The sequence below is a fragment of the Vreelandella sp. ssv genome (genome assembly GCF_059448525.1).
Window position 1 is genome coordinate 2,602,193 of sequence record NZ_CM182545.1, and the last position, 26,410, is coordinate 2,628,602.

Genomic DNA, 26,410 nt, shown 5'->3' on the forward strand with positions numbered 1-26,410 from the left:
GCTACTCATCGTCAGAACGCGCATTAGGATGCGCGGCAACGTGGGCGCGATGCACGTCGAGCAAGTAGGCCTCTTTAGGCGGCGGCATCTGTAAATAAAACCCTTTATCGTTAATCCCTTCGACCACATCAGCCGCGTTAACGCGCGACAGTTTTTTATCGGCCGTTAGAAGCATGGTGAAAACCGGCAGCGGCTTACCAAACGTTTCGAGCAGTGGCTCAGGAACGTTTGCCAACCCTTGACGCTTATCAACGTATAAATACATCTCATCTTTACGCGAGCTTTTGAAAACTTCGCAAATCAATTTGTCGCTCATGATGGTCGCTCCTCAAGAGCCTCAGCCAGCGCAGCATTCAAATACTCGCCACGCCAACCTGTCGGCCAAGTGAAAGGCTCCCCCGCCAAGTCCTGCATCACCAGTGCTTCAATATCGCGGCGACGCAACAGCATTTCCGGTGCTACCCCTAAGTCGCTGGCTTTAGCCGTCACCGCTTTTTTGAGTGCCTTAAAACGTGATTTAAAGGCCGGGTGCATGGGGTCTGGCCAGCGCGTTGGCAGTGACGCTTCATCGCAATGCTGCGCCTGTTTCACCATTGCCAAGAGTGCATCGCCCTCTTTTTTGACCAGCATTGGCTTAACACCTTCCACTTCAGCGAGTTCGAAGCGGTTGCTGGGCATCTTTTCGGCGATGGCGAACAGTAATTTATCGCTAATTAGCCAGTTACGCGGTAAATCACGACGGCGTGTTTCGCCTTCACGCCATGTGGTCATCAGCCGATACGCTTCCATTTGACGAGGCATCAAGCGCCATAATTGGCGTTGACGGGTATACCACTGTTGATCGTTATCAACGCTGCGCCCGGCCTGTTCAATCAAACTGGCGCACTCAGCGTCTACCCACTCGCGCCGTCCCAGCATGGCGAGCTTTTCTGCCTGAAGCGTCCAAACTTTCAATAAATAGATAACATCCAGCGCGGCGTAATGGCACTGTGCAGGCGTTAGCGGTCGTACTAGCCAGTTTGAGCGTGTTTCCTCTTTAGGCAAGGTCTCGCCCATCCAAAGTTCGACCAGTTTTTGATATCCCATCCCCGGGTTGTCGCCTATAAAACCTTGCACCACCTGGGTATCGATTAACGGCACTGGCAACACTCCCGCCCAGTGTTGGAAGACTTCCAGGTCTTCGCTACAGGCGTGAAGTAGCTTGATCGCACTATTTTGCAGCAGAGCACGGAATTTATCGGTACAGGGGACGGCTACCGGATCAATCAGATAAGCCTCTTCTCCTGCGGTGAATTGAATCAACGCAGGTACTGGAAAGAACGTGTTCTCTCGAAAAAACTCGGTATCCAGAGCAATTACGGAAGCATCGGCTACTTGCTCGCACGCGGCATCGAGCGCCTCTGAAGTATCAAGCCATTGAAAAGAAGGGGTAAGAGAGGACAAAAGTATTCTTCCAGGTTGGCGCAAACGCTAAAGCGTTTGCGTTTTAGGTAGGCTTATTCGCTGGCAAAAGGCAGACGACCGTTAAACGCACGGCTCAAAGTGCCGCCATCAACGTACTCCAGCTCTCCACCCATGGGCACACCATAGGCAAGCCGCGAGAGTTTGACGCCGTGTTCGGATAGCAACGAAGCAATATAGTGGGCAGTCGCTTCACCCTCGATGGTAGGGTTCGTCGCCAATACCACCTCTTCAATGAGCCCCTCTGCAACTCGCGCTTCCAGCAAGTCTAAACCAATCGACTCAGGCCCCACGCCATCTAGCGGCGAAAGGTGCCCATGGAGCACAAAGTAGCGTCCTTTAAAGCCACCGGCTTCTTCAATCGCCAGTTGGTCGGCAGGCGACTCAACGACACAAAGCAGAGCATCATCGCGGCGAGGGCTCTCACACAGCATACAAATGTCGGCTTCAGTGAGCGTTCGACAACGTTGACAGTAGCCGACCTCTTCAATCGCCTGTTGGATAACCGCAGCAAGTCGCTGTCCACCTGGGCGTTCCCGCTCAAGTAGGTGCATCGCCATGCGCTGAGCCGTTTTAGGCCCAACGCCTGGCAGTACGCGAAAAGCATCCATTAACTGCTCAACGAGAGGAGAAAAACGCATTGCTTAGAATGGCATCTTAAAGCCGGGAGGAAGGTTCAGGCCAGCCGTCGCTTCTTCCATTTTTTCTTTAGAGTTAACTTCCAATTTGCGTACCGCATCGTTGACCGCCGCAGCTAACAAATCTTCCAATAGCTCTTTGTCTTCTTCCATAACGCTGGGGTCAATAGACACGTTTGACACGTCATGGCGACCGTTCATAGTGACTTTGACCATACCCGCACCAGCCTCGCCCTGAACTTCAGCTTTGGCGACTTCTTCCTGGACGCGCTGCATTTTTTCCTGCATCTCTTGGGCTTGTTTCATCAAGTTGCCCATTCCACCTTTAAGCATGATCCGATCTCCAACGTGGTTAAAAGGATGTCTATGTCTATATCTGCATTACGACTATATAAAAACGAGCTTAGCGCATTTCATCGGATGGTTTAACGCTGGATTCTATCAGCTTTGCACCAAACGCCTGCTGTAACTTCTGTACATGGGGGTCGTGATTGAGCAGATCAACTGCACTAGCGTGACGCTCTTGATTTAGACGATTCTCTCGCTGGCGAGGAGTCTCTAAACTGTTGGACAATTCAGCCACGTAAAATGCTATTCGCCGCGGCATGCCCTGCTCTTTCAGCGCCCGTTCAATTCGCGTTTGATGAATTTCCGCCTGCATTGCCTCTTGACTGGGGTCTAGGCGAAGCGTCAACAAAGTACCGTCGTCACTCTCTACCAAACAGTTGCCCGCCAAATTGCGGGTTAAGCCACCAAGGCCCAGAGAGTCAAAGCACTGCAACCACTGTGCATTATCCAATTCACCTGACTGAATAGCTGGCAGACTCTCTGCATGGGGTGCTGCCTGAGGTGTTGGCTCTGTTGCCGTAGAGGGCTCTATCGCCTGAGGCTGCAAAGTGGTCTGGGGCTCATTAGCAGGTTCTGACTCAGAACGTGGCTGGGAAGCAGCCGCCTCTGATACCTCTGTTTCAGCCTCAACCGCCCAAGGCGGTGGCTCCTGAAGTGGCGGCGCTTCTTCAGCGAAAGGGACTGTTGATGACACCTCGGCCTCGGCGTGAGGCTCCGCCGACTGCGCTAAAGCATCTTGATCGGCCACATGGTGGTCGTGATCGCTTTGCGCAGATGGCTGCTCAGGATTTGTTTCAACCTCAGGCGCACTCTGAACGCCTGCCATGGGCTGGGCTTCTGGCGTTGTTACAGGTTGTGGCGTGGGCTCGGGCGCTGTGGGAGCCATAGCCGCTCCTGGCGCTTGAGCACTCGCTTCCGTCGCTACCGCCTGGGCAGGCTCAGGACGCAGCGGAAGAGGTGTACGCGACGGCTTCGGCACGCCCTGAGGGCGAAACGCCAACATACGCAGCAGCGTCATTTCTAACGCGCTGCGCAGATCCGGCGCGTGCACCATGTCTCCGCGCCCTTGAATACCAATCTGGTAATAGAGCTGAATATCTTCAGCGGTAAAACGGCTGGCTAACTGCAGGATGACGTCACGGTCACCATGACTGTTATCAACCGCATCTGGCACCATCTGCGCCACCGCTAAGCGGTGCAACATGCTTGAAAGCTCATCCAACACGGCGGCAAAGTCTGGGCCTTGCTCGGCTAATTCAGCCACTTCGGCCAGCAGGCGTTGGACATCTACATCAGCCAAAGCTTCTGCCAGAGCAAGAATATGGCGATGATCCAAGGTGCCCAGCATGGCAGCCACATCCGCGTGACGCACCGCTCCCTGGCCAAACGCAATGGCTTGGTCAGTAAGACTCATGGCATCGCGCATAGACCCTTCTGCAGCTTTACCCAACAGCCACAGGGCGCTTTCATCGAATGCTACACCCTCTTCCCCTAACACATAGGTGAGGTGCTCGACCACGCGCTCGGGTGGCATATGCTTGAGGGTAAATTGAAGGCAGCGCGAAAGAACCGTTGGCGGCAGTTTTTGCGGATCAGTTGTTGCCAACAGGAATTTGACGTGGGGAGGCGGCTCTTCCAGGGTTTTCAACAGCGCGTTGAAACTGCTGGTAGAGAGCATGTGCACCTCATCAATCAGGTACACCTTATAACGCCCTTGCGTGGGGGCGTACTGCACATTATCGAGCAGCTCGCGGGTGTCTTCCACTTTGGTTCTTGAGGCCGCGTCAACCTCAATCAAATCTACAAAGCGCCCTTCATCAATCGCTTGGCAGCTATCGCACTGCCCACAGGGAGTAGAGGTAATGCCTTCATCACCCCGACCGTTCGCCGTGCAGTTCAAACACTTGGCTAGAATACGTGCCAAGGTGGTCTTACCCACTCCACGGGTCCCCGTGAATAGATAAGCATGGTGTAAACGGCCCTGGTCAAGGGCATTAACCAAGGCGCGCTGAACATGGGCCTGACCAACGAGTTCGTGGAATGTGCGAGGTCGCCACTTGCGGGCCAGAACCTGATAGCTCATGAAGCTGTACTTCCTTCGGCGGGCTGGCTTCCCTCACGCTGAAGACAGCGCGAGGGAAGTGCCTCGATGCATAACTAAAGGTGATGCATAACAAAGACGGCGCATAATAAGAACTATGCGAGAACAAACGTCATTCTAGCGGCTGCACCGCAGCCCGCCAACCGCCTGAAAAGGCGGAGTGTTCATCAATGCCTATGCGTTATCACCACCTTCCGCCGCACCGGCACGCTCGGCCGCCGCTTTTACCAGCTTTTCCAGCTCGCCGTTTTGGTGCATCTCAACCACGATATCGCAGCCACCCACAAGCTCGCCTTCGACCCATAGCTGAGGGAAGGTGGGCCAGTTTGCAATTTTGGGCAGTTCAGCACGAATATCCGGGTTATCCAGGATATTAACGAACGCAAAGCGCTCACCGCAGCTCATTAGCGCTTGAACGGTCTGGGCAGAAAACCCGCACTGGGGCAGTTGGGGCGATCCTTTCATGTAAATCAGGATTGGGTTTTCGCTAATTTGACGCTGAATGTTTTCGGCAGTTGTGCTCATGTTACATCCTCTTTTATCAATGACCGATGCTTAACGACTCAGTTGCTTCGCTACGCAGCCCTTAACCTAGCATTTGAACGTAGCACTAGAAAAAGTACCTGAGTAGAGCGCTCGGCTTTAACGTGTAGGTAGCATTCTACGCATGCCGTTCGCGTTGCGCATCCCCTGCCGCATAGCTAGGATAGTGTTTTTGCGCGGAGAGAAGCCCTTATGGCGACACGCCATTTCCTGACCTTGCTAGATTTGACCCCAGATGAGCTGGATTATTTAATCCAGCGCGCCATTACGATCAAAACCAACCTAAAAGCCCAAGGTCCTGTTTATACACCATTACCCAACCGCACCTTGGCGATGATTTTTGAAAAATCATCGACGCGCACGCGAGTGTCGTTTGAAACGGGAATGGCACAGTTTGGTGGTCATGCACTGTTTCTCTCTCCTCGCGATACCCAACTAGGCCGCGGCGAACCGATTGAAGACACCGCTCGGGTACTGTCTGAAATGGTTGATGCGGTAATGATCCGCACTTTCTCACATGCAGGGCTGGAAACTTACGCCAGCGCCAGCAGCGTGCCCGTCATCAACGCTTTAAGTGATGATTACCACCCCTGTCAACTGCTCGCTGATGTCATGACCTGGACTGAGCTACGTGGCAGCGTCAAAGGGCTTACCGCAGTGTGGATTGGGGATGGCAATAACATGTGTCACTCCTGGATCAACGCCGCACGGCAGTTCGGTTTTCATCTGCGCATATGCTGCCCGAAGGGCTACGAGCCCCGTGCAGACATTATGGCAGCGGCTGGCGATCAGGTAACCCTAACGCACGATCCCCAAGAAGCGGTCAAGCAAGCTGACCTAATCACTACCGACGTATGGGCCTCAATGGGCCAGGAAGAAGAGCAAGCGAAACGTGAAGCGGATTTCGCAGGCTTCCAAGTCACAGAAGCCATGCTTGATCAAGCGAACCAAGACGTATTGTTTTTGCACTGTTTGCCAGCGCATCGCGGCGAAGAGATTAACCAAACGCTGCTCGAGGATCCCCGCGCAGTCGTTTGGCAGGAAGCAGGCAACCGGCTGCATGCGCAAAAAGCATTAATCGAGTTTTTGCTATTGGGCAAGGTCGCTGCATAACCGATTTACTGGAAATAAAAAAAGCCTCGTTTAAAAACGAGGCTTTTTTATAGAATATTGGTGGAGCCTAGCGGGATCGAACCGCTGACCTCAACACTGCCAGTGTTGCGCTCTCCCAGCTGAGCTAAGGCCCCACGCGCTGCTTTACAGCAGCGAGGCGGATACTACGTTGAACATTTTACCCGGTCAAGTTTTCGAACCATCCGCACTAACTAATTCTCCTTTGCCTCCAGCTGTGGCACTCTATATACAGTTAGCAAGATATATAGCCAGCAATTAAAGTAGCGAATAAGGCCAACGCCTGAGCCCATGATACTTCCATGCAGGAGCCTGTCCTTTGATCAGTGTACTTATCGCCGATGATCATCACTTAGTACGAACCAGCATTGCTCACCTGCTAAACGAAGAGTGTGACATTAAAATTGTGGGCGAGGTCGACGACGGCGAAAGCGCAGTGACACAGTGTCGCCATTTAAAGCCCGATATCGTATTGATGGATATCCGGATGCCGGGTATAGGTGGGCTTGAAGCCACTCGGCGAATTCATCGCACGATGGAAGACGTTAAGGTTTTAATCTTAACTGCACATATGGAAGACAGCGTGCTGCGACGTATGCTGGAAGCCGGTGCGTCGGGATTTTTAAGCAAAGGTGCCGATGCAATAGAAATGACCGATGCCATACGCCAGGTCTTTCACGGACGGCGCTATGTCAGCCAGGAAATTGCCCAGCGCCTAGCTCTTTCGCACTTTACCAATGAAGATAACCCGTTTAGTCACCTCTCCCACCGTGAGCTGCAGATTGCCCTCATGATTGTTAACTGCCAGCGTGTGCAAGATATCTCTGACCGCCTGCATTTAAGCCCTAAAACAGTAAATACCTATCGCTATCGACTGTTTGATAAACTACAGGTTGCCACTGACGTTGAGCTTACGCATTTAGCGCTCCGCCATGGGCTGGTCGAGGGGTTTGACGCCACCCAGATATAAACCCCACCTTCCCTGCTGTTATCGGGTACCGACACGCTGATATGACCTTTGATTCAAAACAGTTCTTGAGCTCGGTTAGCTCCTCCCCTGGCGTTTACCGCATGCTCGATGAACAAAGCAATACCCTCTATGTGGGCAAAGCCAAGCGCTTAAAAGCGCGCCTTGCCAGCTACTTTCGCGGTCAGTTGAATACCAAAACTCAGGCCATGGTAGGACGTATCGCCGATGTTCAGGTGACCGTCACTCGCACGGAAACGGAAGCTCTTCTTCTTGAACAGACGCTGATTAAACAGCTTCGCCCTCCATACAATATTTTATTGCGGGATGATAAGTCCTACCCTTTTGTATTTGTCACCGATCGTCACGCTTACCCAGCCCTTGAGTATAAACGCGCTCGCCAACGCAGCGACGATGGTCGCTATCTCGGCCCTTACCCAAGCAGCGGCGCTGTACGTGAAAGCCTTGCGCTGATGCAAAAAATATTTCATATCAGAAACTGTGAAGACAGCGTTTTCGCCCACCGCTCTCGTCCCTGTTTGCAGTATCAAATTCAGCGCTGCAGCGCCCCTTGTGTCGACTACATTTCCGCCGAAGATTATCAGCGCGATGTTGCGCACGCCGTTATGTGCCTGGAAGGCAAAAGCGAAAATGTTACCCAGGAACTGATGGAAGCAATGGAGGCTGCTAGCAAGGCCCTTGATTTTGAGGAGGCCGCTCGCCTTCGCGATCAGGTTCAGCAGCTACGACAGATCCAACAGCGTCAGTTTGTCGACACCGGTGGTGGCGATGCCGATATTTTTGCTCTTGCGCAGCGACCCGGCGCTCTGGGCGTTTCAGTATTAAGTGTGCGCGATGGCCGTCTACTTGGCGCCCGTCATCACACGCCAAAAAACGACCTCGATCTGCCGCTAGAGACACTGCTCACCGAGGTCGTTAGCCAGTACTATTTTGGTCAACCGCATAACGTGCCCAGCGAAGTCATCACTAGCCACCCGCTAGACGACAGCGAACTGATTGCTGAGGCATTGACCCAGCAGGCCGGTAAGCACATTCGCGTCACTAGCCAAGTTCGCGGTCACCGCGCCCAGTGGCAACAACTTGCGATTACCAACGCTGAACAACAGCTAGCCTCGCAACTTGCCAATCAAACGCAGCTTACTCAGCGCTTTACTGCGTTACAGAAAGCACTCGGCTTGGAACAAACGCCGCAACGCCTGGAGTGCTTCGACATCAGCCACAGCCACGGTGAGGCAACCGTAGCTTCCTGCGTGGTGTTTGATCACCAGGGTCCACGTAAAAGTGACTATCGCCATTTCCGCATTGAAGGTGTCGCTGCGGGTGATGACTACGCCGCCATGCAGCAGGCCCTCACACGGCGACTCAAGCGGGTGAAAAGCGGTGAAGCGGTGGCGCCCGACATCTTGATCGTGGACGGCGGCAAGGGCCAGCTCAACATGGCCCGCGAGGTGTTTAAACAACTCGATATTAGCGACATCATTCTACTGGGCGTAGCCAAAGGCACTACCCGTAAAGCGGGGCTTGAAAGTCTTTTTTTAGAAACTGCCGACAACCCGCTCAACCTGGACCCAGCCTCACCCGCGCTCCATCTGATCCAGCATATTCGCGATGAGTCACACCGCTTCGCCATCGCAGGCCACCGCGCCCAGCGTGATAAAGCGAGGCGTACCTCAACGCTGCAGGATATTCCTGGCATTGGCCCTAAACGCAGGCGTGAGCTACTGCGCTTCTTTGGCGGCCTTCAGGGCGTACAAAAAGCTAGCCGGGATGAACTTGCCCGCGTTCCGGGCATTAACGCTTCATTAGCCGACAGTATTTACCGGGCGCTTAATGGATAAACCACCTCTTGGCATGGATGCTATCGGCCAAGGGGGATAGAATGAGCCCCAGACTTCGAATCCTCTGATTTTCCGGCAAGGATCGCACCCTGCGATGAATATACCCAACATACTGACACTGGCGAGAATCGCCTTTATTCCACTGCTAGTGGTGCTGTTTTATCTACCCTTCAGTTGGAGCATGCCCCTAGCGGCGGGCTTATTTGCGGCAGCCTCTATTACCGACTGGCTGGACGGCTATTTAGCCCGGCGCTGGAATCAATCAACGCCGTTTGGCGCCTTTCTAGATCCGGTGGCCGATAAGCTTATGGTGGTGGTTGCCTTGGCGCTATTGATTGAGCGTTATGACACCCTAGTGCTGACGCTACCCGCGCTGGTCATTATTGGTCGTGAAATTGTTATTTCGGCGTTGCGTGAGTGGATGGCTGAAATGGGAAAACGAGGCATGGTGGCGGTTTCATGGGTCGGCAAGCTGAAAACAACCCTGCAAATGGTGTCGCTGCTAATCTTGCTAGCGCTGCCCCCAACGCACGAACTGGCCCTACTCGGCGTTGTCGTGCTGTATACGGCCGCTATGCTAACGTTGTGGTCGATGATTCAGTATCTGAAAGCCGCCTGGCCGCATCTTAGCCGCTCCATGTAAGCTGCTGATAAGTAAATAATGAATACGCACCTATTCATTGATTGACAAGCCGACGGTGATCCGTATAATTCGCCCTCGAGTCGAGCGGGAATAGCTCAGTGGTAGAGCATCGCCTTGCCAAGGCGAGGGTCGGGAGTTCGAATCTCCTTTCCCGCTCCAAAGCGAAATTGAAGACGAGGTCGTGAGCTGGAACGCCAGCCCGGTCGAATCACTTTCTCGCTCCAACGACTTTTGAGGCTGGATGGCAGAGTGGTTATGCAGCGGACTGCAACTCCGTGTACGCCGGTTCGATTCCGACTCCAGCCTCCACTTTTGTGTAGCAGTGCTGTTTTAAAGAACGCTCTTTTAAAACAACATTGCGATGTTTTGCCCGGATGGCGAAATCGGTAGACGCAAGAGACTTAAAATCTCTCGGGGGCAACCCCGTGCCGGTTCAAGTCCGGCTCCGGGCACCATTTCTTAGTTTCATTTTTACTTCTTTTATACAGTCAAAGACTGCCCCCTCCTGATATTCTTGCTTCCGCGTTAGCTTCCTTAACCAGGCTCTTGTTCGCTGTGAGTTTCCTTGCCTTAGCCATCGCCGTTAGCCACCCCCCAACTCGTCCTTTTATTGCTTTCAAACGTCGCTAAACGCTAATTGCCACGCTATGATGCCTGCCTTCTAGCTATTTCCTATACAAAGCTAGCGATGCGCAAGATATCAGTCAGCATGATGAAGGAGCGGGGACTATGAGCACGCCTACATCCGATGTACTTATCATTGGCGGCGGCGTCGCAGGGCTAACCCTAGCTCTGGAAATTGCTGATCATAAATCAGTTACGCTAGTTCGCCCCGCTCAAGATGACCAAGGCGCCAGCCGCTGGGCGCAAGGCGGCATTGCCGCCGTTCTTTCGCCCGATGACGACCTTGAAGCACATATTAACGACACCCTGATAGCGGGTGACGGACTGTGTGATGTCGAGGCAGTACGCTTTACCGTTACCCACGGCCCTGCTGCTATTCAGTGGCTGATTGATCAGGGCGTCCCTTTTACGCCAGAGACCGACCCCGCCGCACGCTATCCGTATCACCTGACCCGCGAAGGCGGCCATAACGCTCGGCGTATTATCCACGCGGATGATGCCACCGGACGCGCCGTGGTAGATACTCTATTAGCCAAAGTAGCGCAGCACCCCAATATTACCCAGCGGAACGACTTAACCGTGGTTGGTTTACGAAAGGATGCCACAGGCGCCTGCTGCGGGGCCTATGGCAGTGATGCTAACCAACACTGGCACTCACTGACTGCACATCACACCGTTCTAGCCACAGGAGGGGCAAGCGGCCTTTACCGCCACACGACTACCCCAGCCCCTAGCAGCGGCGAAGGGATGATGATGGCCGCAATGCTGGGCGCTCGGTTAATGAATTTAGAGTTTCAGCAATTTCACCCCACCTGCCTATTTGATCCAGAAGGCCCAGCCTTTTTGATTAGCGAGGCGGTCCGCGGTGAAGGCGGCCATCTACTCAATGAGGCAGGACAGCGTTTTATGCTGGCGCTCGATAAACGCGCTGAACTCGCCCCACGCGATATAGTAGCCCGCGCTATTGATGCCGAGATACAGCACGGCGCGCTGGGTCATGTATGGCTGGATATTCGCCACTTGGGCGAAAAGGCAATTCATCACCACTTCCCCACTATTCTGGCCCACTGCGCCTCTCGCGGTATTGATATTACCCGGCAACCCATTCCGGTGGTGCCTGCCGCCCATTATAGCTGCGGCGGTATTGCTACCAACTTACAAGGCGCCACCGACGTAGCAAATTTATATGCCATCGGAGAAACAGCCTGCACGGGATTACATGGCGCCAACCGAATGGCCAGCAACTCACTATTAGAGTGTTTAGTGTTTGCACGCAGCTGCGCCCAGGCGCTGTTGAACGATGCACAAGAAACCGGTGCACAAGAACCACTCTCGCCAAATGCTGAATTCCAGCCCTCTCGACAGGTCAATGACTTGCCCTCCGCCGTCCTTAACGATATCCGCCTGCGCATGCGAGCGACCATGAGCCAGCATGTCTCGATTGTGCGCAGCGTGACAGGGCTCAATACCGCGCTTGAGAAATTACAGCGGTTGTTAAATACGCTGGAGGAGTTAGAGGGCGTGCTCGCCAACCCGGAAGGAAGCCGTTTACATCAAGCTCTGCAGTTAGCCCAGCTAACAGTGCTAGCAGCCCAGAGGCGTCATGAGTCGCGCGGCCTGCACTTCACCACCGACTGGCCCAAGCAGCAGCCGATAGCTACGGCCTCAACGCTGTCCATAAACGATTTAAAAATAGGAAGTAGAACGAGGCCTTATTGACCGGGACGATGAAATAATTTGCGCACTTCACGTAAGCGCGCCTTAGGCGCACTATCTGGCCACAACCAAACCCGCTGCTTACCCACATAAAGCCCGATTATCCAGGGCCCCAGGTAGTCGCAGCGCACTTGATACTCTTTACCCTGAGGCTCATTCAGGGCTGGATCTCTCTCAATGTTTGGTTGATCGCTATACAGCCAGCGGCCATGGCACAGTGACGCTGCCGATGTAAGCGAGAGCACTCCTTTTGGTTGGCGCCGATAATCACGCCAAACAAGAGCAGGCCCTATTATCACTACAGCCGTTGCCAAGAGCTTACCCCCGACCCAGTAGCTAAGCGCCACTATGCCAATCAATAGACAGCACTGAGTTAACTGCCACTGTCTAGAGGGTACGATAGGCAGAATTATCGGTGTTTTCAGCATGCTCAACGATCATTTTTACGATACGCCGCTGGCTGGGCTCTTCAGGCCACTCACGATGCATCAGCCAGACGAACAGATCCTGGTCTTCACCTTCAATAAGCTGCTGATAGGCCAGTTGATCCGCTTCGCTAATATGATCAAAACGCTGTTCTAGAAACGGAATTAGCAGTAGATCAAGCTCCCACATACCGCGCCGAGAGTGCCAGTAAAGCCGTTTACGCAAAATGGCTGCAGGGGAATTGTCGTCGTTCAACGTCAGCCGCTCCAATTACAAAAATGAAAGACCAGTATACCTAAGCTGCGGGGTCGCGCCAGCGCCCTCCTTCGCCTATGCTGTTAATGAGTCTAGAACCTTGTTTTATCTGAATTGTTTTATATTGAATTGAGCAGTATGCTGAATTTGATGTTAGTGAGGCCGAGAGCGCGTTACGGCCTTCAATGTTCGCAGGGAGCTAACCGATGACTAAATCAGAATTAATCGAACAAATCGCGATGCGTCAGCCGGAATTATCCGCCAAAGATGTCGAAACGGCGGTGCGTATTATCCTGGACGATATGACTGACTCTCTCTCCAGCGGAGGTCGCGTTGAGATTCGTGGTTTTGGCAGTTTTTCACTGCACTACCGCGAGCCACGTGTGGGCCGCAACCCTAAAACAGGCGATGCGGTTGATCTGGAAGGTAAATATGTACCGCACTTTAAGCCAGGCAAAGAGTTGCGTGAACAGGTAGATGCTAGTCGAGCGCTCGGCTATTAAACGCTCCAATGGCGTTACCCGACCTTCTGCGGGATGACGTCGCGGCCTGAGTCGTACACAATAGCGCTACCGTGAACGTCACTGACTAGGAAACTCACAATGCGTTGGATCAAAGGGCTGATATTAGCCGTTATTTTGCTGGTAGTAGTGCTGGTAGGCATTCTGTTTGCTGTTAACAATCAGCAAGCGATTGCCTTGAATCTCATTTGGCTGGAGCTGCCTGCAGTATCGCTCTCCGTGTGGCTGCTCGCGACACTGGTGTTCGGCGTCGTGCTAGGAATGCTCGCCATGTTGGGCGTCTACGTGCGACTAAAAGCAGCGTTGGCCAGTAGCCAGCGTCATAATAAGCAGCAGCGTAAAGAGCTTGATAGCTTGCGCACCCAGGAGTTCAAGGAACTAGCATAAATGCTGGATGTCGCGCTGCTAAGCGTATTATTGGCCGCTATTGCCATCGGTTACGGGTTAGGTTATCGCCAAGCGGGACGCCGCCGACATCACTCCCAAACGCCTGCGGCGTCTTCACAGGCGCTGTCGCGAGATTACTTTGTCGGGCTGAACTACTTGCTTAACGAGCAGCCCGACGAAGCCATCAATACCTTTATTAACCTGCTTGCTATCAACAGCGACACGGTGGACACCCACATTGCTCTTGGCAAATTGTTTCGCGCCAGAGGCGAGGCTGACAAGGCAGTTAGCATCCACCAAAATCTATTAGCGCGTCCCGCCTTATCGCAATATACCAACGAACAAATCCAACTAGAGCTTGCTCGAGACTTTATGGCGCTGGGTGTCCATGATCGAGCTCAGCGATTGCTCAACACTCTCCTTGACCAAAGCCGAGATGACCACCACCGCTATGCGGCTAAACAGCTGCTCGTCGATTTACTGGAGCGTGAAAAGGCCTGGCAGCAAGCACTGGACGTTATTCAACCACTGCTTAAACAGCACCCTAAGATGCGCCGCCCCGCCGCACACTGGCTGTGCGAGCAAGCCATCGAAGAGATTAGCGAGGCGAGCCGACCGCTAGCTAAAAAGCACCTTAAAAAAGCCCTACAACTGGATGAGAACTGCGTTCGGGCCACGCTATTATTGGCCGAATTAGAGATGGATAACGGCCATTATGTCCGCGCCATAGAGCGGCTAGAAAATATCCCGCGCCAGGAAATAGCCCACATTCCTACCATGTTGCCCGCTCTAAAAAATGCCTATTTACGCAACGATGATCAAGCTGGTTATGAAAATCACCTTTACCGCCTATTAGAGCAAGCCCCTTACACCAGCATTATTATTGCTTTAGGACAGCTCGTTCATCAGCGTGATGGCGTTGATAAAGCCATTGAATTGATTGGTGAGCGATTACGTGCGGTGCCTAGCTTAGGCGGGCTGGATTACCTGATCGACCTCTATATAGAAAGCCAGCGTCTCAGTGGCAAACCCTCTCCTGATACGCGTCTACTGCTACTCAAGCACCATACCGATGCGATGCTGCTTAATCGCACCCGCCACCGCTGCAGGCACTGTGGTTTTGCTAGTGATGCGCTGCAGTGGCAATGCCCCAGCTGTCGGTACTGGGGAACCATCAAACCCGTTATCGGTGTAGAAGGTGAATAGCAAGAACTGGATGCAGCGAGTGTTTAGCCAACGCCTAGCTCGGCTTCAATCGCCATGAGTGCCGCCATGGGCTCTTCAGCCTGAGTAACGGGTCGACCTATTACTAAATGAGTACTTCCTGCCTGAATGGCTTGGCTAGGGGTCATGATCCGCTGTTGATCATTGGCCACGGCAAAGCTGGGCCGAATCCCAGGCGTCACTTTCAAAAACGAATCACCGCAAAGTGTATTAATCCGAGCGGACTCTTGGGCCGAACATACAACACCTTGCAAGCCACTCTGTCTCGCCAACTGCGCCAAGCGCTCGACATGCTCTGTTAGCGATGTGTTGATACCCACATCCACTAAATCTTCGGCTTGCATACTGGTCAATACGGTAACGGCTATTAAATGAGTCGTTAATCCGTGCTGCGCCAGTCGTTGCATGGCCGCCTCCATCATCCGCCTACCGCCGCTGGCATGCACATTGACCATCCACACGCCCTGCTCCGCGGCTGCCTGAACCGCGCTGGCAACGGTATTGGGAATATCATGAAACTTAAGGTCTAAAAACACCTCAAACCCACGCCCATGTAGTGCCTCAAGCACTGCGGGGCCACTGCGGGTAAACAGCTCCTTGCCCACTTTAACGCGACAGCGGGCAGGGTCTAACTGATCCGCCATACACAGCGCAGCATCTAATGAAGGGTAATCAAGCGCAATAATAATCGGGGAATCAGTGGCCACAACATCGCTCCAAGTGCATTTTCGGCCATTATATCAGCCTCACACATCTCTTCGCGCCCTCCTTATGTAAGCTATTTGCCATTCGCATATAGCTTAAAACTTACAATTCCTGTCACACATTGCTGACATAATCGCCCACGCAGTAAAGCTAAATTAGTCATGTTGCGTCGTTCTTATTACTTATATCGCTTAAGGCGTGAGTAGTACTTAATCTTGAACCTCGCGCACGCAATCTCTGTTAATAACCGCTATTAATAAGGATCACGAAGATGAATATCACAATTAAGGGCATCTTGGCTGCACTGTTACTTAGCGTTAGCTTGGGACTTTCCAGTGGCGCGCTGGCTCAAGAGGTAGCCCCAATCAACGTCAATACCGCGGATGCTGAGTTGCTGGCTGAGCTACCGGGCATTGGCCCCAGCCGTGCGGAAGCTATTATTGAAGAGCGCGAAACCAACGGTGCCTTTGAAAGCACTGCAGATCTTGAGCGCGTCAGCGGCATTGGGCCTGCCACCGTTGACCGCATGCGCGAACAAGTAGTGTTTGAATAACCTCATTGGGGAGCATACCGTTCATTAAACGCTACAGTGCCTGGTGTGTATAAGCACCGGGCACTGTGAATAGCGCGCTTTAAATCATCCACAAATCCATAAATTTGTGTACCGGCATCGCTTCAAGTGTTGTTTGTTGGCTGCACAGCTCGGCGATTTTTTGGCAACGACCTTTTGGAAAGCGTGTTGCCAGACTGCGTTCAAACTTTTCAACCAACAGCGGCATCCCTTCTTCCCGACGACGTCGATGGCCTACTGGATACTCCACGACGACTTTATCGGTCGCACTCCCATCGCTGAAAAACACCTGCACTGCATTTGCAATGGAGCGCTGCTCAGGATCATGGTACGCAGCCGAATACTCGGCGTTTTCTTCTACCACCATCTTATTACGCAGCTCATCTATCAGCGGATGCTCCGCATGAAAGCTATCTTCATAGTGCTCAGCGGTAAGCGAACCAAAAATAAGCGGCACCGCTGTCATGTATTGCAGGCAGTGGTCACGATCCGCCGGATTGGCTAGTGCGCCGGTTTTGGAAATAATCCGAATAGCCGAATCGTGGGTGGTGAGTACGATCTTATCGATCTCGGCTAGGCGATCCTTCACCTGCGGGTGGAGCGTCACGGCGGCTTCGCAGGCGGTTTGAGCATGAAACTCAGCGGGAAAGGAGATCTTAAACAGAATGTTCTCCATCACGTAGCTGCCAAACTCCCTCTGAAAGCGCAAGCGGCGCTCTGCTTCTGGCTTCAGACTCAAATCTTTATTGGCATGGCTAAACAGCACATCATAGAAGCCCCACTGGGGCGCCGACAGCGCGCTGGGAATACCCATTTCACCGCGCAAGGCGATATCCGCCAAGCGCACGCCTCGTGAGGTGGCGTCCCCTGCAGCCCAGCTTTTACGCGAACCGGCATTGGGCGCATGACGATAGGTGCGCAGGCTCTGGCCATCCACCCAGGCGTGGGAGAGCGCTGAAAGCAGCTGCTCGCGATTGGCGCCCAACAGCTTGGCGGCCACCGCCGTTGACGCGACTTTCACCAGCACCACATGATCAAGCCCCACGCGATTGAAGCTATTCTCCAGTGCCAGCACGCCCTGAATCTCATGGGCCATGATCATGGCGTTTAGCACATCGCGCATCACCAGGGGCGCTTCGCCTTGAGCGACCCGTTGCTGGGAAAGATGGTCGGCAACGGCGAGTACCCCACCAAGATTGTCGGAGGGGTGGCCCCACTCGGCGGCAAGCCAGGTATCGTTATAATCCAACCAGCGGATAATACAGCCTATATCCCACGCTGCCTTAACGGGGTCAAGACGAAGCGAAGTGCCCGGGACTCGCGCGCCAAACGGCACTACCGTGCCTTCCACTATCGGCCCAAGATGCTTGGTGCATTCAGGGAAACGTAGGGCCAGCAGACCGCAGCCGAGCGTATCCATTAAACAGTAACGGGCGGTTTCCAATGCCTCCTCGGATTCCACCTGATAATTGAGTACGTAGTCGGCAATAGCCTGTAGTTCAGGATCATAATCCGGGCGTTCATTGGCTTCGGATGTAGCGGACATAGCACTCTCCTCTTGTATACCGATCTATTCAGTATGGCCTAAAAACTGTCGCCGGGTATGCGAACCAAACCCTCCATCAATACCCGGGCGCTGCGACTCATCACCGCCTGCTCGATATGCCAACGCTCTTCCACCAGGCTTGCTTCAGCGCCCACCCGCAGACTGCCGGAGGGGTGCCCGAAGGTGACCTCGTTGCGCTTACTACCACCGGCGGCCAAATTCACTACCGTGCCCTCAATGGCTGCTGCGGCAGCAATGGCAACGGCGGCGGTACCCATCATGGCGTGGTGCAATTTGCCCATTGAGAGCGCTCGCACCAGCAGATCGATATCTGACGCCTGTACGTTTTTACCGCTCGATGATACGTAATCCGCTGGCGGCGCTACGAAAGCGACTTTGGGAGTGTGTTGTCGTTTACCCGCTTCGCTGACATCACTGATTAGCCCCATCCGCACAGCGCCATGGGCACGAATGGTTTCAAACATCTCAAGCGCCCGGCTGTCGCCATTGATGGCATCCTGCAGCTCGGTGCCGGTATAGCCAATGTCGGCGGCGTTAATAAACACGGTGGGAATGCCAGCATTAATCAGGGTCGCTTTCAAGATACCCACGCCTGGCACATCCAACTGGTCAATCAGGTTACCGGTAGGAAAAATGGCCCCCTCGCCATCGGCGGGGTCCATAAAGGCCACCGGTATCTCAGCAGCAGGAAAGGTCACGCCATCCAGCTCAAAATCGCCAGTTTCCTGCACTTCGCCATTGACGATAGGCACCCTTGAGACGATGGTTTTCTGGATATTCACCTGCCAAATGCGCACCTCGGCTACGCCGTTTTCAGGAATACGAGCTGGGTCAACCAGACCATTGCTAATAGCGAAAGGGCCGACCGCCGCAGAGAGGTTGCCGCAATTACCGCTCCAATCCACATAGGGCTTGTCGATGGAGACCTGACCGAACAGGTAATCCACATCGTGCTCAGCTGACTCACTTTTAGACAAAATCACCGTCTTGCTGGTACTTGAAGTGGCGCCCCCCATACCATCAATCTGTTTTTCGTAAGGGTCGGGACTACCGATGACACGCATTAGCAACTGATCGCGCGCCACGCCCGGTTGCTGGGCCGCTTCGGGTAGGTCGCTTAGTTTAAAAAATACGCCCTTGCTGGTGCCGCCGCGCATATAGGTAGCCGGAATTTTTATCTGCGGCACGTGTTTGTTTTGAACTGATGCGCTCATCATTACCACTCCTAAAAATAACCCGGTGCTTTAAGCTTCGTCTGAAAAAGCTAAAGGCACCGGGTTCTCTTGGTCAGCTAGGCCACTTCAATTAAGCCGCCGTGGACTCAAGAAAGTCTTGGGCAAAACGTTGCAGTACACCACCGGCGGTGTAAATCGACACCTCCTCAGCGGTATCCAAACGGCACTTCACCGCAACCTGCTCGCTGTCACCATTGTGACGGTGAATCACTAGGGTGAGCATTGACCCTGGCGAAACGGCGCCTTCAACATCAAAGGTTTCGGTGCCGTCCAGGCCCAGGGTCATACGCGTAGTGCCGGGTTCAAACTCCAGCGGCATCACCCCCATACCGATCAGGTTGGTACGGTGGATGCGCTCAAAGCCTTCGGCGGCAATCGCTTCCACGCCTGCCAGCGCCACGCCTTTGGCCGCCCAGTCTCGTGAGGAGCCCTGGCCGTAATCCGCCCCGGCGATAATGATCAGCGGCTGCTTGCGAGCCATGTAGGTTTCAATCGCTTCCCACATGCGGGTCACTTCGCCTTCAGGCTCGACCCGCGCCAGTGAGCCCTGTTTTACCTTGCCGTCGGCATCGCGCACCATTTCGTTGAACAACTTAGGGTTGGCGAAGGTAGCGCGCTGGGCAGTGAGATGATCGCCGCGGTGAGTGGCGTAGGAGTTGAAGTCTTCTTCAGGCAGGCCCATTTTGGCTAGGTACTCTCCCGCCGCGCTGTTCAACTGAATCGCGTTGGAAGGCGACAAGTGATCGGTGGTGATATTGTCCGGCAGTATCGCCAATGGCCGCATGCCTTTTAGGGTGCGTACTTTCGCCATATTGCCCTCCCAGTAAGGCGGACGGCGGATATAGGTACTCTGGGGCCGCCAGTCATATAGCGGGCTGACCTGGGCGCGAGCACTCTTGTCCAGATCGAACATGGGAATATAGGTCTGGCGGAACTGCTCCGGCTTCACCGATGATTTAACAATCGCGTCGATCTCTTCATCCGCGGGCCAGATATCCTTCAACGTGACGGGATTTCCCCCCTGATCCACGCCCAGGACGTCTTTTTCGATATCAAAGCGAATCGTGCCCGCAATAGCGTAGGCGACCACCAGAGGTGGTGACGCCAAAAACGCCTGCTGGGCATGGGGGTGGATACGACCGTCGAAGTTGCGGTTGCCAGAAAGCACGGCAGTCGCGTAAAGATCACGCTCAATAATCTCCTGCTGAATTTTTGGTTCCAGCGCCCCGGACATACCGTTACAGGTGGTGCAGGCGTAAGCCACCACTCCGAAGCCGAGATTTTCCAGCTCGCTCATCAAACCGGCTTCTTCCAGGTACATCTTGACGGTTTTCGAGCCCGGCGCCAGCGACGACTTCACCCACGGCTTACGCAACAGACCCAGCCGATTGGCGTTACGGGCGATCAGCCCTGCCGCGACCATATTGCGCGGGTTGGAGGTATTGGTGCAGCTGGTAATGGCCGCGATGATAACCGCGCCATCGGGCATTTTACCCGCTTTCTCTTCCGCCTGAGCTGCCTCAAGCCCTACCGCAATACCGCGCTGGGCAAGCTCTGAAGTGGGCAAATGAGCGTGAGGATTGGATGGCCCTGCCAGGGTGCGCGTCACCGACGAGAGGTCAAAGGTCAGCACCCGCTCGTACTCAACCTCGGTCAAGCTGTCCGCCCAGAGGCCGGTGTGCTTGGCGTAGGTTTCCACCAGCGCCACCTGCTCATCTTCACGACCGGTAATTTTCAGGTAATCGATAGTCTGGCCATCGATGTAGAACATCGCCGCGGTCGCGCCGTATTCGGGGGTCATATTGGAGATAGTGGCGCGATCCCCTACGGTGAGAGCGTCGGCGCCTTCGCCGTAAAACTCCAGGTAAGCGCCAACTACCCGCTCTTTACGCAGGAACTCGGTAATCGCCAGCACCATATCCGTGCCGGTAATGCCGGGCTGCAGTTTGCCGGTGAGCTCTACGCCGACGATATCCGGCAGGCGCATCATAGAGGCACGCCCCAGCATGACGCTTTCGGCTTCCAGGCCACCCACGCCTACGGAGATAACGCCCAGGGCATCGACCATGGGCGTATGACTATCGGTCCCCACACAGGTATCGGGGTAGGCAATACCGTCTCGGTTCTGCACCACCGGCGACATCTTCTCCAGATTAATCTGGTGCATGATGCCGTTACCAGGGGGAATCACATCGACGTTCTCAAATGCCGTCTTAGTCCAGTTGATAAAGTGGAAGCGGTCATCGTTGCGGCGATCTTCAATGGCACGGTTTTTCTCGAAGGCGCCCTCTTCTGAGCCTGCGTGCTCCACCGCCAGCGAGTGGTCAACGATCAGTTGGGTGGGCACTACAGGATTAACCTTGGCGGGGTCACCACCCTTCTCGGCGATGGCATCACGCAGCCCTGCCAAGTCGACCAGCGCGGTCTGGCCGAGGATATCATGGCAGACGACACGTGCTGGGTACCAAGGGAAGTCTAGGTCGCTCTTGCGCTCGATCAGCTGTTTTAGTGCATCGGTGAGCAATTCAGGATCGCAGCGGCGCACCAGTTGCTCGGCCAGCACACGTGAGGTATAGGGCAACTGCGCATAGGCACCGGGCTGGATATCTTCCACCGCCTCGCGAGCATCAAAAAACTCAAGCTCTGTGCCAGGTAGGGGTTTACGGTATTGGGTATTCATAGCAGGCAGACTCACAAGAAGGGGCTGAAAAAAAGCCCGGTTGCCAAGCCACCGGGCATTACGCAGTTCAGTCTCGCGCTTCTATCGGCACCCACTCGCTCTTCTCGGGGCCGGTGTAATCGGCGCTGGGGCGAATGATGCGGTTATTGGCGCGCTGCTCAAATACGTGTGCCGCCCAACCGGTCAGCCGCGAGCAAACGAAAATCGGCGTGAACAGCTTGGTGGGTATATCCATAAAGTGGTATGCACTGGCGTGGAAGAAATCCGCGTTACAGAACAGCTTCTTCTCACGCCACATGACCGCTTCGACCCGCTCTGAAACCGGGTAAAGCACCGTGTCGCCCACATCGTCAGAGAGCTTTTTAGACCAGTACTTAATAATCTCATTGCGCGGGTCGGACTCACGATAAATCGCGTGGCCGAAGCCCATGATTTTATCCTTACGTTCCAGCATACCCATGATTTTGCTTTCTGCTTCTTCAGGCGACTGCCAATCTTCGATCATCGCCATGGCCGCTTCGTTAGCGCCGCCATGTAGGGGGCCGCGCAGCGAGCCAATCGCCCCGGTCACGCAAGAGTGCATATCCGAAAGCGTGGAGGCGCATACCCGAGCGGTAAAGGTGGAAGCGTTGAACTCATGCTCGGCGTAAAGAATCAGCGAGACGTTCATGACCCGTGCATGCAGCTCAGACGCAGGTTCACCGCGCAGCATATGTAGGAAATGCCCACCCACGGAATTATCGTCGGTCTCTGTATCGATGCGCACGCCGTCATGGGAGAAGCGGTACCAGTAGCAAATAATCGAGGGAAGCACGGCTAGCAGCCGGTCAGCCACGTCCTGCTGCTGATCGAAGTTTTCCTCGGTTTCTAGATTGCCCAGCATTGAAGTGCCGGTGCGCATCACATCCATCGGATGGGCATCTTTAGGAATCTGCTCAAGCACCGTTTTCAGCGCATCGGGCAAACCGCGCAGGCTTTTGAGCTTGCTGATGTAGTGATCTAATTCATCCTGGTTGGGCAGCTTGCCTTTCAACAGCAGGTAAGCGACCTCTTCAAATTTGGCTTTTTCGGCGAGCTCTTTAATATCAAATCCACGGTAGGTCAGGCCTGAACCTGTTTTACCTACCGTACACAGCGCGGTGGAACCGGCGCTCTGCCCACGCAGTCCTGCACCTGTTGCGGGTTTATCAGCCATGGTGTGTCTCCTAACTCTGCTTTTATTTTAAATTGTGTTTTTCATTTAACTTTCGGCAAGGCTGCCTCGGGAAGAGGGCAGGTTTCCGCGAGGGCGCTGTGAACCCATCCTTGGGCGCTACTTTTGTCATCTGACCGCCATGGATGGCGGAAATGCCGGAATCGTCGGGAACACTTTCCGGCCATGACAAAAGACCCTCGCTTCAACCAGCCGGGCTTAATGGTCATCGCCTTTTTCAGCAAACAGTGCATCGAGCTTTTGTTCAAAGTCGTGGTAGTTCAGAAAATCATAGAGCTCATCGCGGGTTTGCATGATAGGCACAACGTCTTTTTGATGGCCGTTGTCCAAGATGCTTTGATAGACCTGCAGTGCCGCAGCGTTCATGGCGCGGAAGGCCGAGAGCGGGTAAAGCACCATGCGGCAGCCAACGTCACCGAGCTCCGTTTGCGTAAACAGCGGAGTAGCGCCGAACTCTGTGATGTTAGCTAAAATCGGCGCGTTGACCCTTTCGCAGAAAGCCTTGTAATCATCCAGGGTGTGAACCGCTTCGGCAAAGATGGCATCCGCCCCCGCTTCCACGCAGGCGTTGGCGCGCTCAATGGCCGCATCAAGGCCCTCTTTTTGAAACGCATCGGTGCGAGCAATCAAATAGAAGTCGGGGTCGATCTTGGCATCGGCGGCGGCTTTGATACGATCAACCATCTCCTGCTGGGAGACAATTGCCTTATTAGGACGGTGACCACAGCGCTTTTGCGCCACCTGATCCTCCATATGTACTGCGGCCACGCCAGCCCGCTGCATCTCTTTCACGGTGCGGGCAATGTTGAAGGCACCGCCCCAGCCGGTATCGATATCCACCAGCAGCGGCAGCTCAGTGGCGCCGCAGATGCGGTGAGCATCTTCCACCACGTCATTCATGGTCGTCATGCCCAGATCCGGCAAGCCGAATGAGGCGTTGGCAACACCGCCACCGGAAAGGTAAATAGCTTGGTGGCCTACCTTGTCGGCCATTAGTGCAGTGTAGGCATTAATGGTACCTAAGATCGGCAGCGGGCGGTTAGCCTCAAGCGCGGCCCGAAACCGGGCGCCGGGAGTTATCTGGGACATGAGCGTTTCTCCTATTGCTAATTTCTAGTTATGTTTTAGCTTTGCGATTTAGATGCTGACTGTTCTAGAGTCGCCGCATAACGATCCGCTACATTGGCGCGGGAGGCGCTGACATGGCGGCGCATGAGCAGCTCGGCCAGCTCCGCATCGCCCGCTTCAATGGCATCGACAATGCGATGGTGCTCCACAAAGGCGCGCTGTGGTCGCGTGCCGCTGGCACTGAACTGAGTACGGTAAAGGCGTACAAGGTAGTAAAGGTCGTCGCAGAGCAGGTTCATCAGCATTTTGTTGTGGCTGCCCTGAACGATGCAGTAGTGAAAATCGAGATCGCCTTCGCGCTGGTAGTAAGCTTCGCCACGCTTTAGATCGGCCTGGCTTTCGTGGAGCGCCAGCACATCCCGCAACCCCTGTACCTCTTCCGGCGACATATGCTCTGCCGCTAGGCGCGCCGCCATACTTTCCAGGGCTTCACGCAGGTCAAACAGTTCTAAAAGCTCTTTCATTGAGAGCTGAACCACGCGCGCGCCTACATGAGGAACGCGCTCAATCAGGCGGTGAGCCTCCAAGCGCCGCATTGCTTCACGCAAGGGCCCACGGGAAATACCGTAGGTTTTAGACAGCCCTGGCTCGGTGATTTTACTGCCAGGAGCAAGTTCTCCGCGCACGATGGCACCCTGCAATTGATGAAATACCCGCTCCGCGAGCGTGCGTACTTCAGGCACATTGCTTTCAAGCTCCCCTGTTTCAGCAGTAGAAGTTTCAGATAAAATATCAGCGGCGGCTGGAGTGTCAGAAACAAGCGTTGCCATAGTTAATTGTCGACAATTGGAAAGTCATCAAACTCTAGCGCGTGCTTAATGAACCGTCAACTAACCATGTTTGCCGATTTTATACGTCTTTCGTTGTATTCATCAGCTAGCTAAATCATTACCTGTCAACAATCAGCCGGTTAATGGTTTCCAGTTTAATGACGTTGCGTGAGAAAGGCGTCGAAGCCTAATGCTGGTGTCATTGTCTACGCCCCTCTAAAATGGCTCGCCCTTAACTGGCGAGGCGTTTGCTTAATGATCAAGGCGTTGACGATAACTGCCCTGCCCTACTCTCCCGATCCTTTGGGCCTATTCGCCTGCTTGCGCGTCAGGCCAGGTGCCGTGCTGCTTGATAGCGGCCGCCCCGTTGCTAACGGACGCTTTGACATCATCAGCAGCGATCCTCTTGCCACGCTGGAGGTGTCCAGCGACGGTAATGCGACTCTCTCGTCCCATCAGCTCAGCGCTCCACTGCAAATAGCCAACGATGCATTTGCGCTTCAACAATGGCTCCTGGATCAGCTTGATATCCCTAATGCGATCAGTGAACTCCCTTTCCTCGGTGGGCTTATGGGTTACTGGGGCTACGATCTAGGCCGAGAGTCGTTATCCATTAACCGCCTTCAAGCGCAAGCGGTCTCATTACCTCAGGCACGCCTAGGTCTTTACGATTGGTGTATTACGCTCGACCACGTGGCCCAACAGGCGTGGTTAGTCGCCACTCCGGAACGCCGTGAGCAAGTAATAAGTTGGCTTGCCCAACCGCCAGCCCAGCCAAGCGATTTTGCGCTCAATAGCGACTTCAAGGCCGAGTTAAGTCACGCCCAATACGTCACCCGATTTAACGCCGTTCAGCGCTATATTCGAGCGGGTGACTGCTATCAAATCAACCTGGCTCAGCGCTTTTATGCCGATTACCAGGGGGATGAGTGGCAGGCGTACCTAAAGTTGCGAGAAGCGACACCCACGCCGTATTCGGGCTTTATGGCCTGGGGCGATAAGGCCGTACTGTCACTTTCTCCCGAGCGGTTTATTCAGTGCCGCAACGGCGAGGTCGAAACACGGCCGATTAAAGGTACCCGCCCGCGAGGCGCGACACCTGAAAAAGATCAAGCGCTAGCTGAAGAGCTAATGAACAGCACTAAAGATCGCGCTGAGAATGTGATGATCGTTGACCTGTTGCGTAACGACTTGGGCCGTGTGTGTCAGCCTGGCTCCATTCGCGTGCCGCAGTTATGTCGCTTAGAGAGCTACCCAAACGTGCACCACCTAGTCAGTGTGGTGCAGGGAAAGTTAGCTGACAGCTACACGCCTCTATCGCTTTTGGAGGCAGCGTTTCCCGGCGGCTCCATAACTGGCGCGCCCAAAATTCGTGCTATGCAGATCATTGATGAATTAGAGCCCTGCAAGCGCAGTGTTTATTGCGGCAGCCTAGGCTATGTGGATGTCCGCGGCAGCATGGATACCTCCATTGCTATACGCACTATGGTCGCCGAGGCGGGAAGACTGCATGTTTGGGGCGGTGGTGGCCTGGTGGCAGACTCCCAAGCAGACGAAGAGTACACCGAAACGCTGGATAAAATCCGCCACCTTATTGGCGCTTTGGAATAAGCAACGATCTTTCTAAATCAAAAAGGAATATAAAAGCCTAACTAAACGGTATTGGGGAGTCAGGGGTCTGGTTTGATAGCCTAGTC

General features: G+C 54.1%; 25 protein-coding genes and 4 tRNA genes. 13 read left to right on the forward strand and 16 right to left on the reverse strand.

All coding sequences use genetic code 11. The features are described 5' to 3' along the window. Position 1 precedes the first annotated feature (1 nt). The 6 genes from AC5TBW_RS11855 to grxD all read right to left on the reverse strand — a co-directional run bounded on the left by AC5TBW_RS11855 (position 2) and on the right by grxD (position 5,073). On the reverse strand, positions 2 to 316 hold the full coding sequence (locus AC5TBW_RS11855) for a YcgL domain-containing protein (RefSeq protein WP_495508767.1): 315 nt from the start codon (positions 314 to 316) through the stop codon (positions 2 to 4). Further along, entirely contained in the window at positions 313 to 1,449 is a 1,137-nt protein-coding gene (gene rnd, locus AC5TBW_RS11860; RefSeq protein WP_495511960.1) for a ribonuclease D, read from the reverse strand. The genes AC5TBW_RS11855 and rnd overlap by 4 nt, the downstream gene beginning before the upstream one ends. 47 nt (positions 1,450 to 1,496) lie before the next feature. Next, positions 1,497 to 2,102: a recombination mediator RecR gene (recR, locus tag AC5TBW_RS11865; protein WP_495508768.1), complete on the reverse strand. Its 606-nt coding sequence runs from the start codon at positions 2,100 to 2,102 to the stop codon at positions 1,497 to 1,499. Between the two features lie 3 nt (positions 2,103 to 2,105). Then, a complete protein-coding gene (locus AC5TBW_RS11870; protein ID WP_290696077.1) occupies positions 2,106 to 2,432 on the reverse strand; it encodes a YbaB/EbfC family nucleoid-associated protein in 327 nt (108 codons plus the stop codon). Positions 2,433 to 2,502: 70 nt separating this feature from the next. Further along, the gene (gene dnaX / locus AC5TBW_RS11875; protein WP_495508769.1) at positions 2,503 to 4,530 is read right to left on the reverse strand and encodes a DNA polymerase III subunit gamma/tau; all 2,028 of its coding nucleotides are present in this window, start codon (positions 4,528 to 4,530) and stop codon (positions 2,503 to 2,505) included. A 192-nt stretch (positions 4,531 to 4,722) separates the two neighbouring features. Further along, on the reverse strand, positions 4,723 to 5,073 hold the full coding sequence (gene grxD / locus AC5TBW_RS11880; protein ID WP_007113218.1) for a Grx4 family monothiol glutaredoxin: 351 nt from the start codon (positions 5,071 to 5,073) through the stop codon (positions 4,723 to 4,725). A gap of 210 nt (positions 5,074 to 5,283) precedes the next feature. On the opposite strand from grxD, the gene argF reads away from it, so the two are divergent. Then, a complete protein-coding gene (gene argF / locus AC5TBW_RS11885; RefSeq protein ID WP_495508770.1) occupies positions 5,284 to 6,204 on the forward strand; it encodes an ornithine carbamoyltransferase in 921 nt (306 codons plus the stop codon). Positions 6,205 to 6,262: 58 nt separating this feature from the next. Here the strand turns inward: argF and AC5TBW_RS11890 are convergent. Next, a tRNA-Ala gene (locus AC5TBW_RS11890) sits at positions 6,263 to 6,338 on the reverse strand. A gap of 203 nt (positions 6,339 to 6,541) precedes the next feature. Between AC5TBW_RS11890 and uvrY the strand changes: the two genes are divergently transcribed. The 7 genes from uvrY (at position 6,542) to nadB (ending at position 12,034) form a co-directional block, all read left to right on the forward strand. After that, positions 6,542 to 7,192 carry a UvrY/SirA/GacA family response regulator transcription factor gene (gene uvrY, locus AC5TBW_RS11895; RefSeq protein ID WP_240718451.1) on the forward strand — a complete coding sequence of 217 codons (651 nt, stop codon included), beginning with the start codon at positions 6,542 to 6,544 and terminating at the stop codon, positions 7,190 to 7,192. 41 nt (positions 7,193 to 7,233) lie between these two features. Then, on the forward strand, positions 7,234 to 9,048 hold the full coding sequence (uvrC, locus tag AC5TBW_RS11900; protein ID WP_495508771.1) for an excinuclease ABC subunit UvrC: 1,815 nt from the start codon (positions 7,234 to 7,236) through the stop codon (positions 9,046 to 9,048). Positions 9,049 to 9,142: 94 nt separating this feature from the next. Further along, positions 9,143 to 9,691 (forward strand): CDP-diacylglycerol--glycerol-3-phosphate 3-phosphatidyltransferase, encoded by a 549-nt coding sequence (pgsA, locus tag AC5TBW_RS11905; protein WP_495508772.1) that lies wholly within the window; start codon positions 9,143 to 9,145, stop codon positions 9,689 to 9,691. 84 nt (positions 9,692 to 9,775) lie between these two features. After that, a tRNA-Gly gene (locus AC5TBW_RS11910) sits at positions 9,776 to 9,850 on the forward strand. Positions 9,851 to 9,926: 76 nt separating this feature from the next. Beyond that, positions 9,927 to 10,000 (forward strand) — tRNA-Cys (locus tag AC5TBW_RS11915). Positions 10,001 to 10,059: 59 nt separating this feature from the next. Next, positions 10,060 to 10,146, forward strand: a tRNA-Leu gene (locus AC5TBW_RS11920). A 274-nt stretch (positions 10,147 to 10,420) separates the two neighbouring features. Continuing rightward, positions 10,421 to 12,034, forward strand: a complete 1,614-nt coding sequence (gene nadB / locus AC5TBW_RS11925; RefSeq protein WP_495508773.1) for an L-aspartate oxidase — start codon at positions 10,421 to 10,423, stop codon at positions 12,032 to 12,034. Here the strand turns inward: nadB and AC5TBW_RS11930 are convergent. After that, a complete protein-coding gene (locus tag AC5TBW_RS11930) occupies positions 12,028 to 12,459 on the reverse strand; it encodes a hypothetical protein (RefSeq protein WP_495508774.1) in 432 nt (143 codons plus the stop codon). The genes nadB and AC5TBW_RS11930 overlap by 7 nt on opposite strands. After that, positions 12,419 to 12,712 carry an FAD assembly factor SdhE gene (locus AC5TBW_RS11935; protein ID WP_495508775.1) on the reverse strand — a complete coding sequence of 98 codons (294 nt, stop codon included), beginning with the start codon at positions 12,710 to 12,712 and terminating at the stop codon, positions 12,419 to 12,421. Before AC5TBW_RS11935 ends, AC5TBW_RS11930 begins: the two co-directional genes overlap by 41 nt. Before the next feature lie 206 nt (positions 12,713 to 12,918). On the opposite strand from AC5TBW_RS11935, the gene AC5TBW_RS11940 reads away from it, so the two are divergent. The 3 genes from AC5TBW_RS11940 (at position 12,919) to lapB (ending at position 14,826) form a co-directional block, all read left to right on the forward strand. Next, entirely contained in the window at positions 12,919 to 13,215 is a 297-nt protein-coding gene (locus AC5TBW_RS11940) for an integration host factor subunit beta (protein WP_007113226.1), read from the forward strand. A 99-nt stretch (positions 13,216 to 13,314) separates the two neighbouring features. After that, entirely contained in the window at positions 13,315 to 13,620 is a 306-nt protein-coding gene (locus tag AC5TBW_RS11945; RefSeq protein ID WP_495508776.1) for a lipopolysaccharide assembly protein LapA domain-containing protein, read from the forward strand. Beyond that, positions 13,621 to 14,826 carry a lipopolysaccharide assembly protein LapB gene (gene lapB / locus AC5TBW_RS11950; protein ID WP_495508777.1) on the forward strand — a complete coding sequence of 402 codons (1,206 nt, stop codon included), beginning with the start codon at positions 13,621 to 13,623 and terminating at the stop codon, positions 14,824 to 14,826. Positions 14,827 to 14,849: 23 nt separating this feature from the next. On the opposite strand, the gene pyrF is transcribed toward lapB, so the two are convergent. After that, positions 14,850 to 15,551 carry an orotidine-5'-phosphate decarboxylase gene (pyrF, locus tag AC5TBW_RS11955; RefSeq protein ID WP_495508778.1) on the reverse strand — a complete coding sequence of 234 codons (702 nt, stop codon included), beginning with the start codon at positions 15,549 to 15,551 and terminating at the stop codon, positions 14,850 to 14,852. A 269-nt stretch (positions 15,552 to 15,820) separates the two neighbouring features. Between pyrF and AC5TBW_RS11960 the strand changes: the two genes are divergently transcribed. Beyond that, entirely contained in the window at positions 15,821 to 16,102 is a 282-nt protein-coding gene (locus AC5TBW_RS11960) for a ComEA family DNA-binding protein (protein WP_495508779.1), read from the forward strand. A 79-nt stretch (positions 16,103 to 16,181) separates the two neighbouring features. Here the strand turns inward: AC5TBW_RS11960 and prpD are convergent, their stop codons facing one another. The 6 genes from prpD to AC5TBW_RS11990 form a co-directional block, all read right to left on the reverse strand. Next, a complete protein-coding gene (prpD, locus tag AC5TBW_RS11965; protein ID WP_495508780.1) occupies positions 16,182 to 17,666 on the reverse strand; it encodes a 2-methylcitrate dehydratase in 1,485 nt (494 codons plus the stop codon). Positions 17,667 to 17,704: 38 nt separating this feature from the next. After that, positions 17,705 to 18,904: a 2-methylaconitate cis-trans isomerase PrpF gene (gene prpF, locus AC5TBW_RS11970; RefSeq protein ID WP_495508781.1), complete on the reverse strand. Its 1,200-nt coding sequence runs from the start codon at positions 18,902 to 18,904 to the stop codon at positions 17,705 to 17,707. Between the two features lie 88 nt (positions 18,905 to 18,992). Then, a complete protein-coding gene (gene acnD / locus AC5TBW_RS11975; RefSeq protein WP_495508782.1) occupies positions 18,993 to 21,602 on the reverse strand; it encodes a Fe/S-dependent 2-methylisocitrate dehydratase AcnD in 2,610 nt (869 codons plus the stop codon). A 67-nt stretch (positions 21,603 to 21,669) separates the two neighbouring features. Then, the gene (gene prpC / locus AC5TBW_RS11980) at positions 21,670 to 22,797 is read right to left on the reverse strand and encodes a bifunctional 2-methylcitrate synthase/citrate synthase (RefSeq protein WP_495508783.1); all 1,128 of its coding nucleotides are present in this window, start codon (positions 22,795 to 22,797) and stop codon (positions 21,670 to 21,672) included. 216 nt (positions 22,798 to 23,013) lie between these two features. Then, a complete protein-coding gene (gene prpB, locus AC5TBW_RS11985) occupies positions 23,014 to 23,904 on the reverse strand; it encodes a methylisocitrate lyase (RefSeq protein ID WP_495508784.1) in 891 nt (296 codons plus the stop codon). A gap of 35 nt (positions 23,905 to 23,939) precedes the next feature. Beyond that, entirely contained in the window at positions 23,940 to 24,713 is a 774-nt protein-coding gene (locus tag AC5TBW_RS11990) for a GntR family transcriptional regulator (protein ID WP_495508785.1), read from the reverse strand. A gap of 255 nt (positions 24,714 to 24,968) precedes the next feature. Here AC5TBW_RS11990 and pabB point away from each other — a divergent pair, with 255 nt between their 5' ends. Beyond that, on the forward strand, positions 24,969 to 26,324 hold the full coding sequence (gene pabB, locus AC5TBW_RS11995) for an aminodeoxychorismate synthase component I (RefSeq protein WP_495508786.1): 1,356 nt from the start codon (positions 24,969 to 24,971) through the stop codon (positions 26,322 to 26,324). Positions 26,325 to 26,410 lie beyond the last annotated feature (86 nt).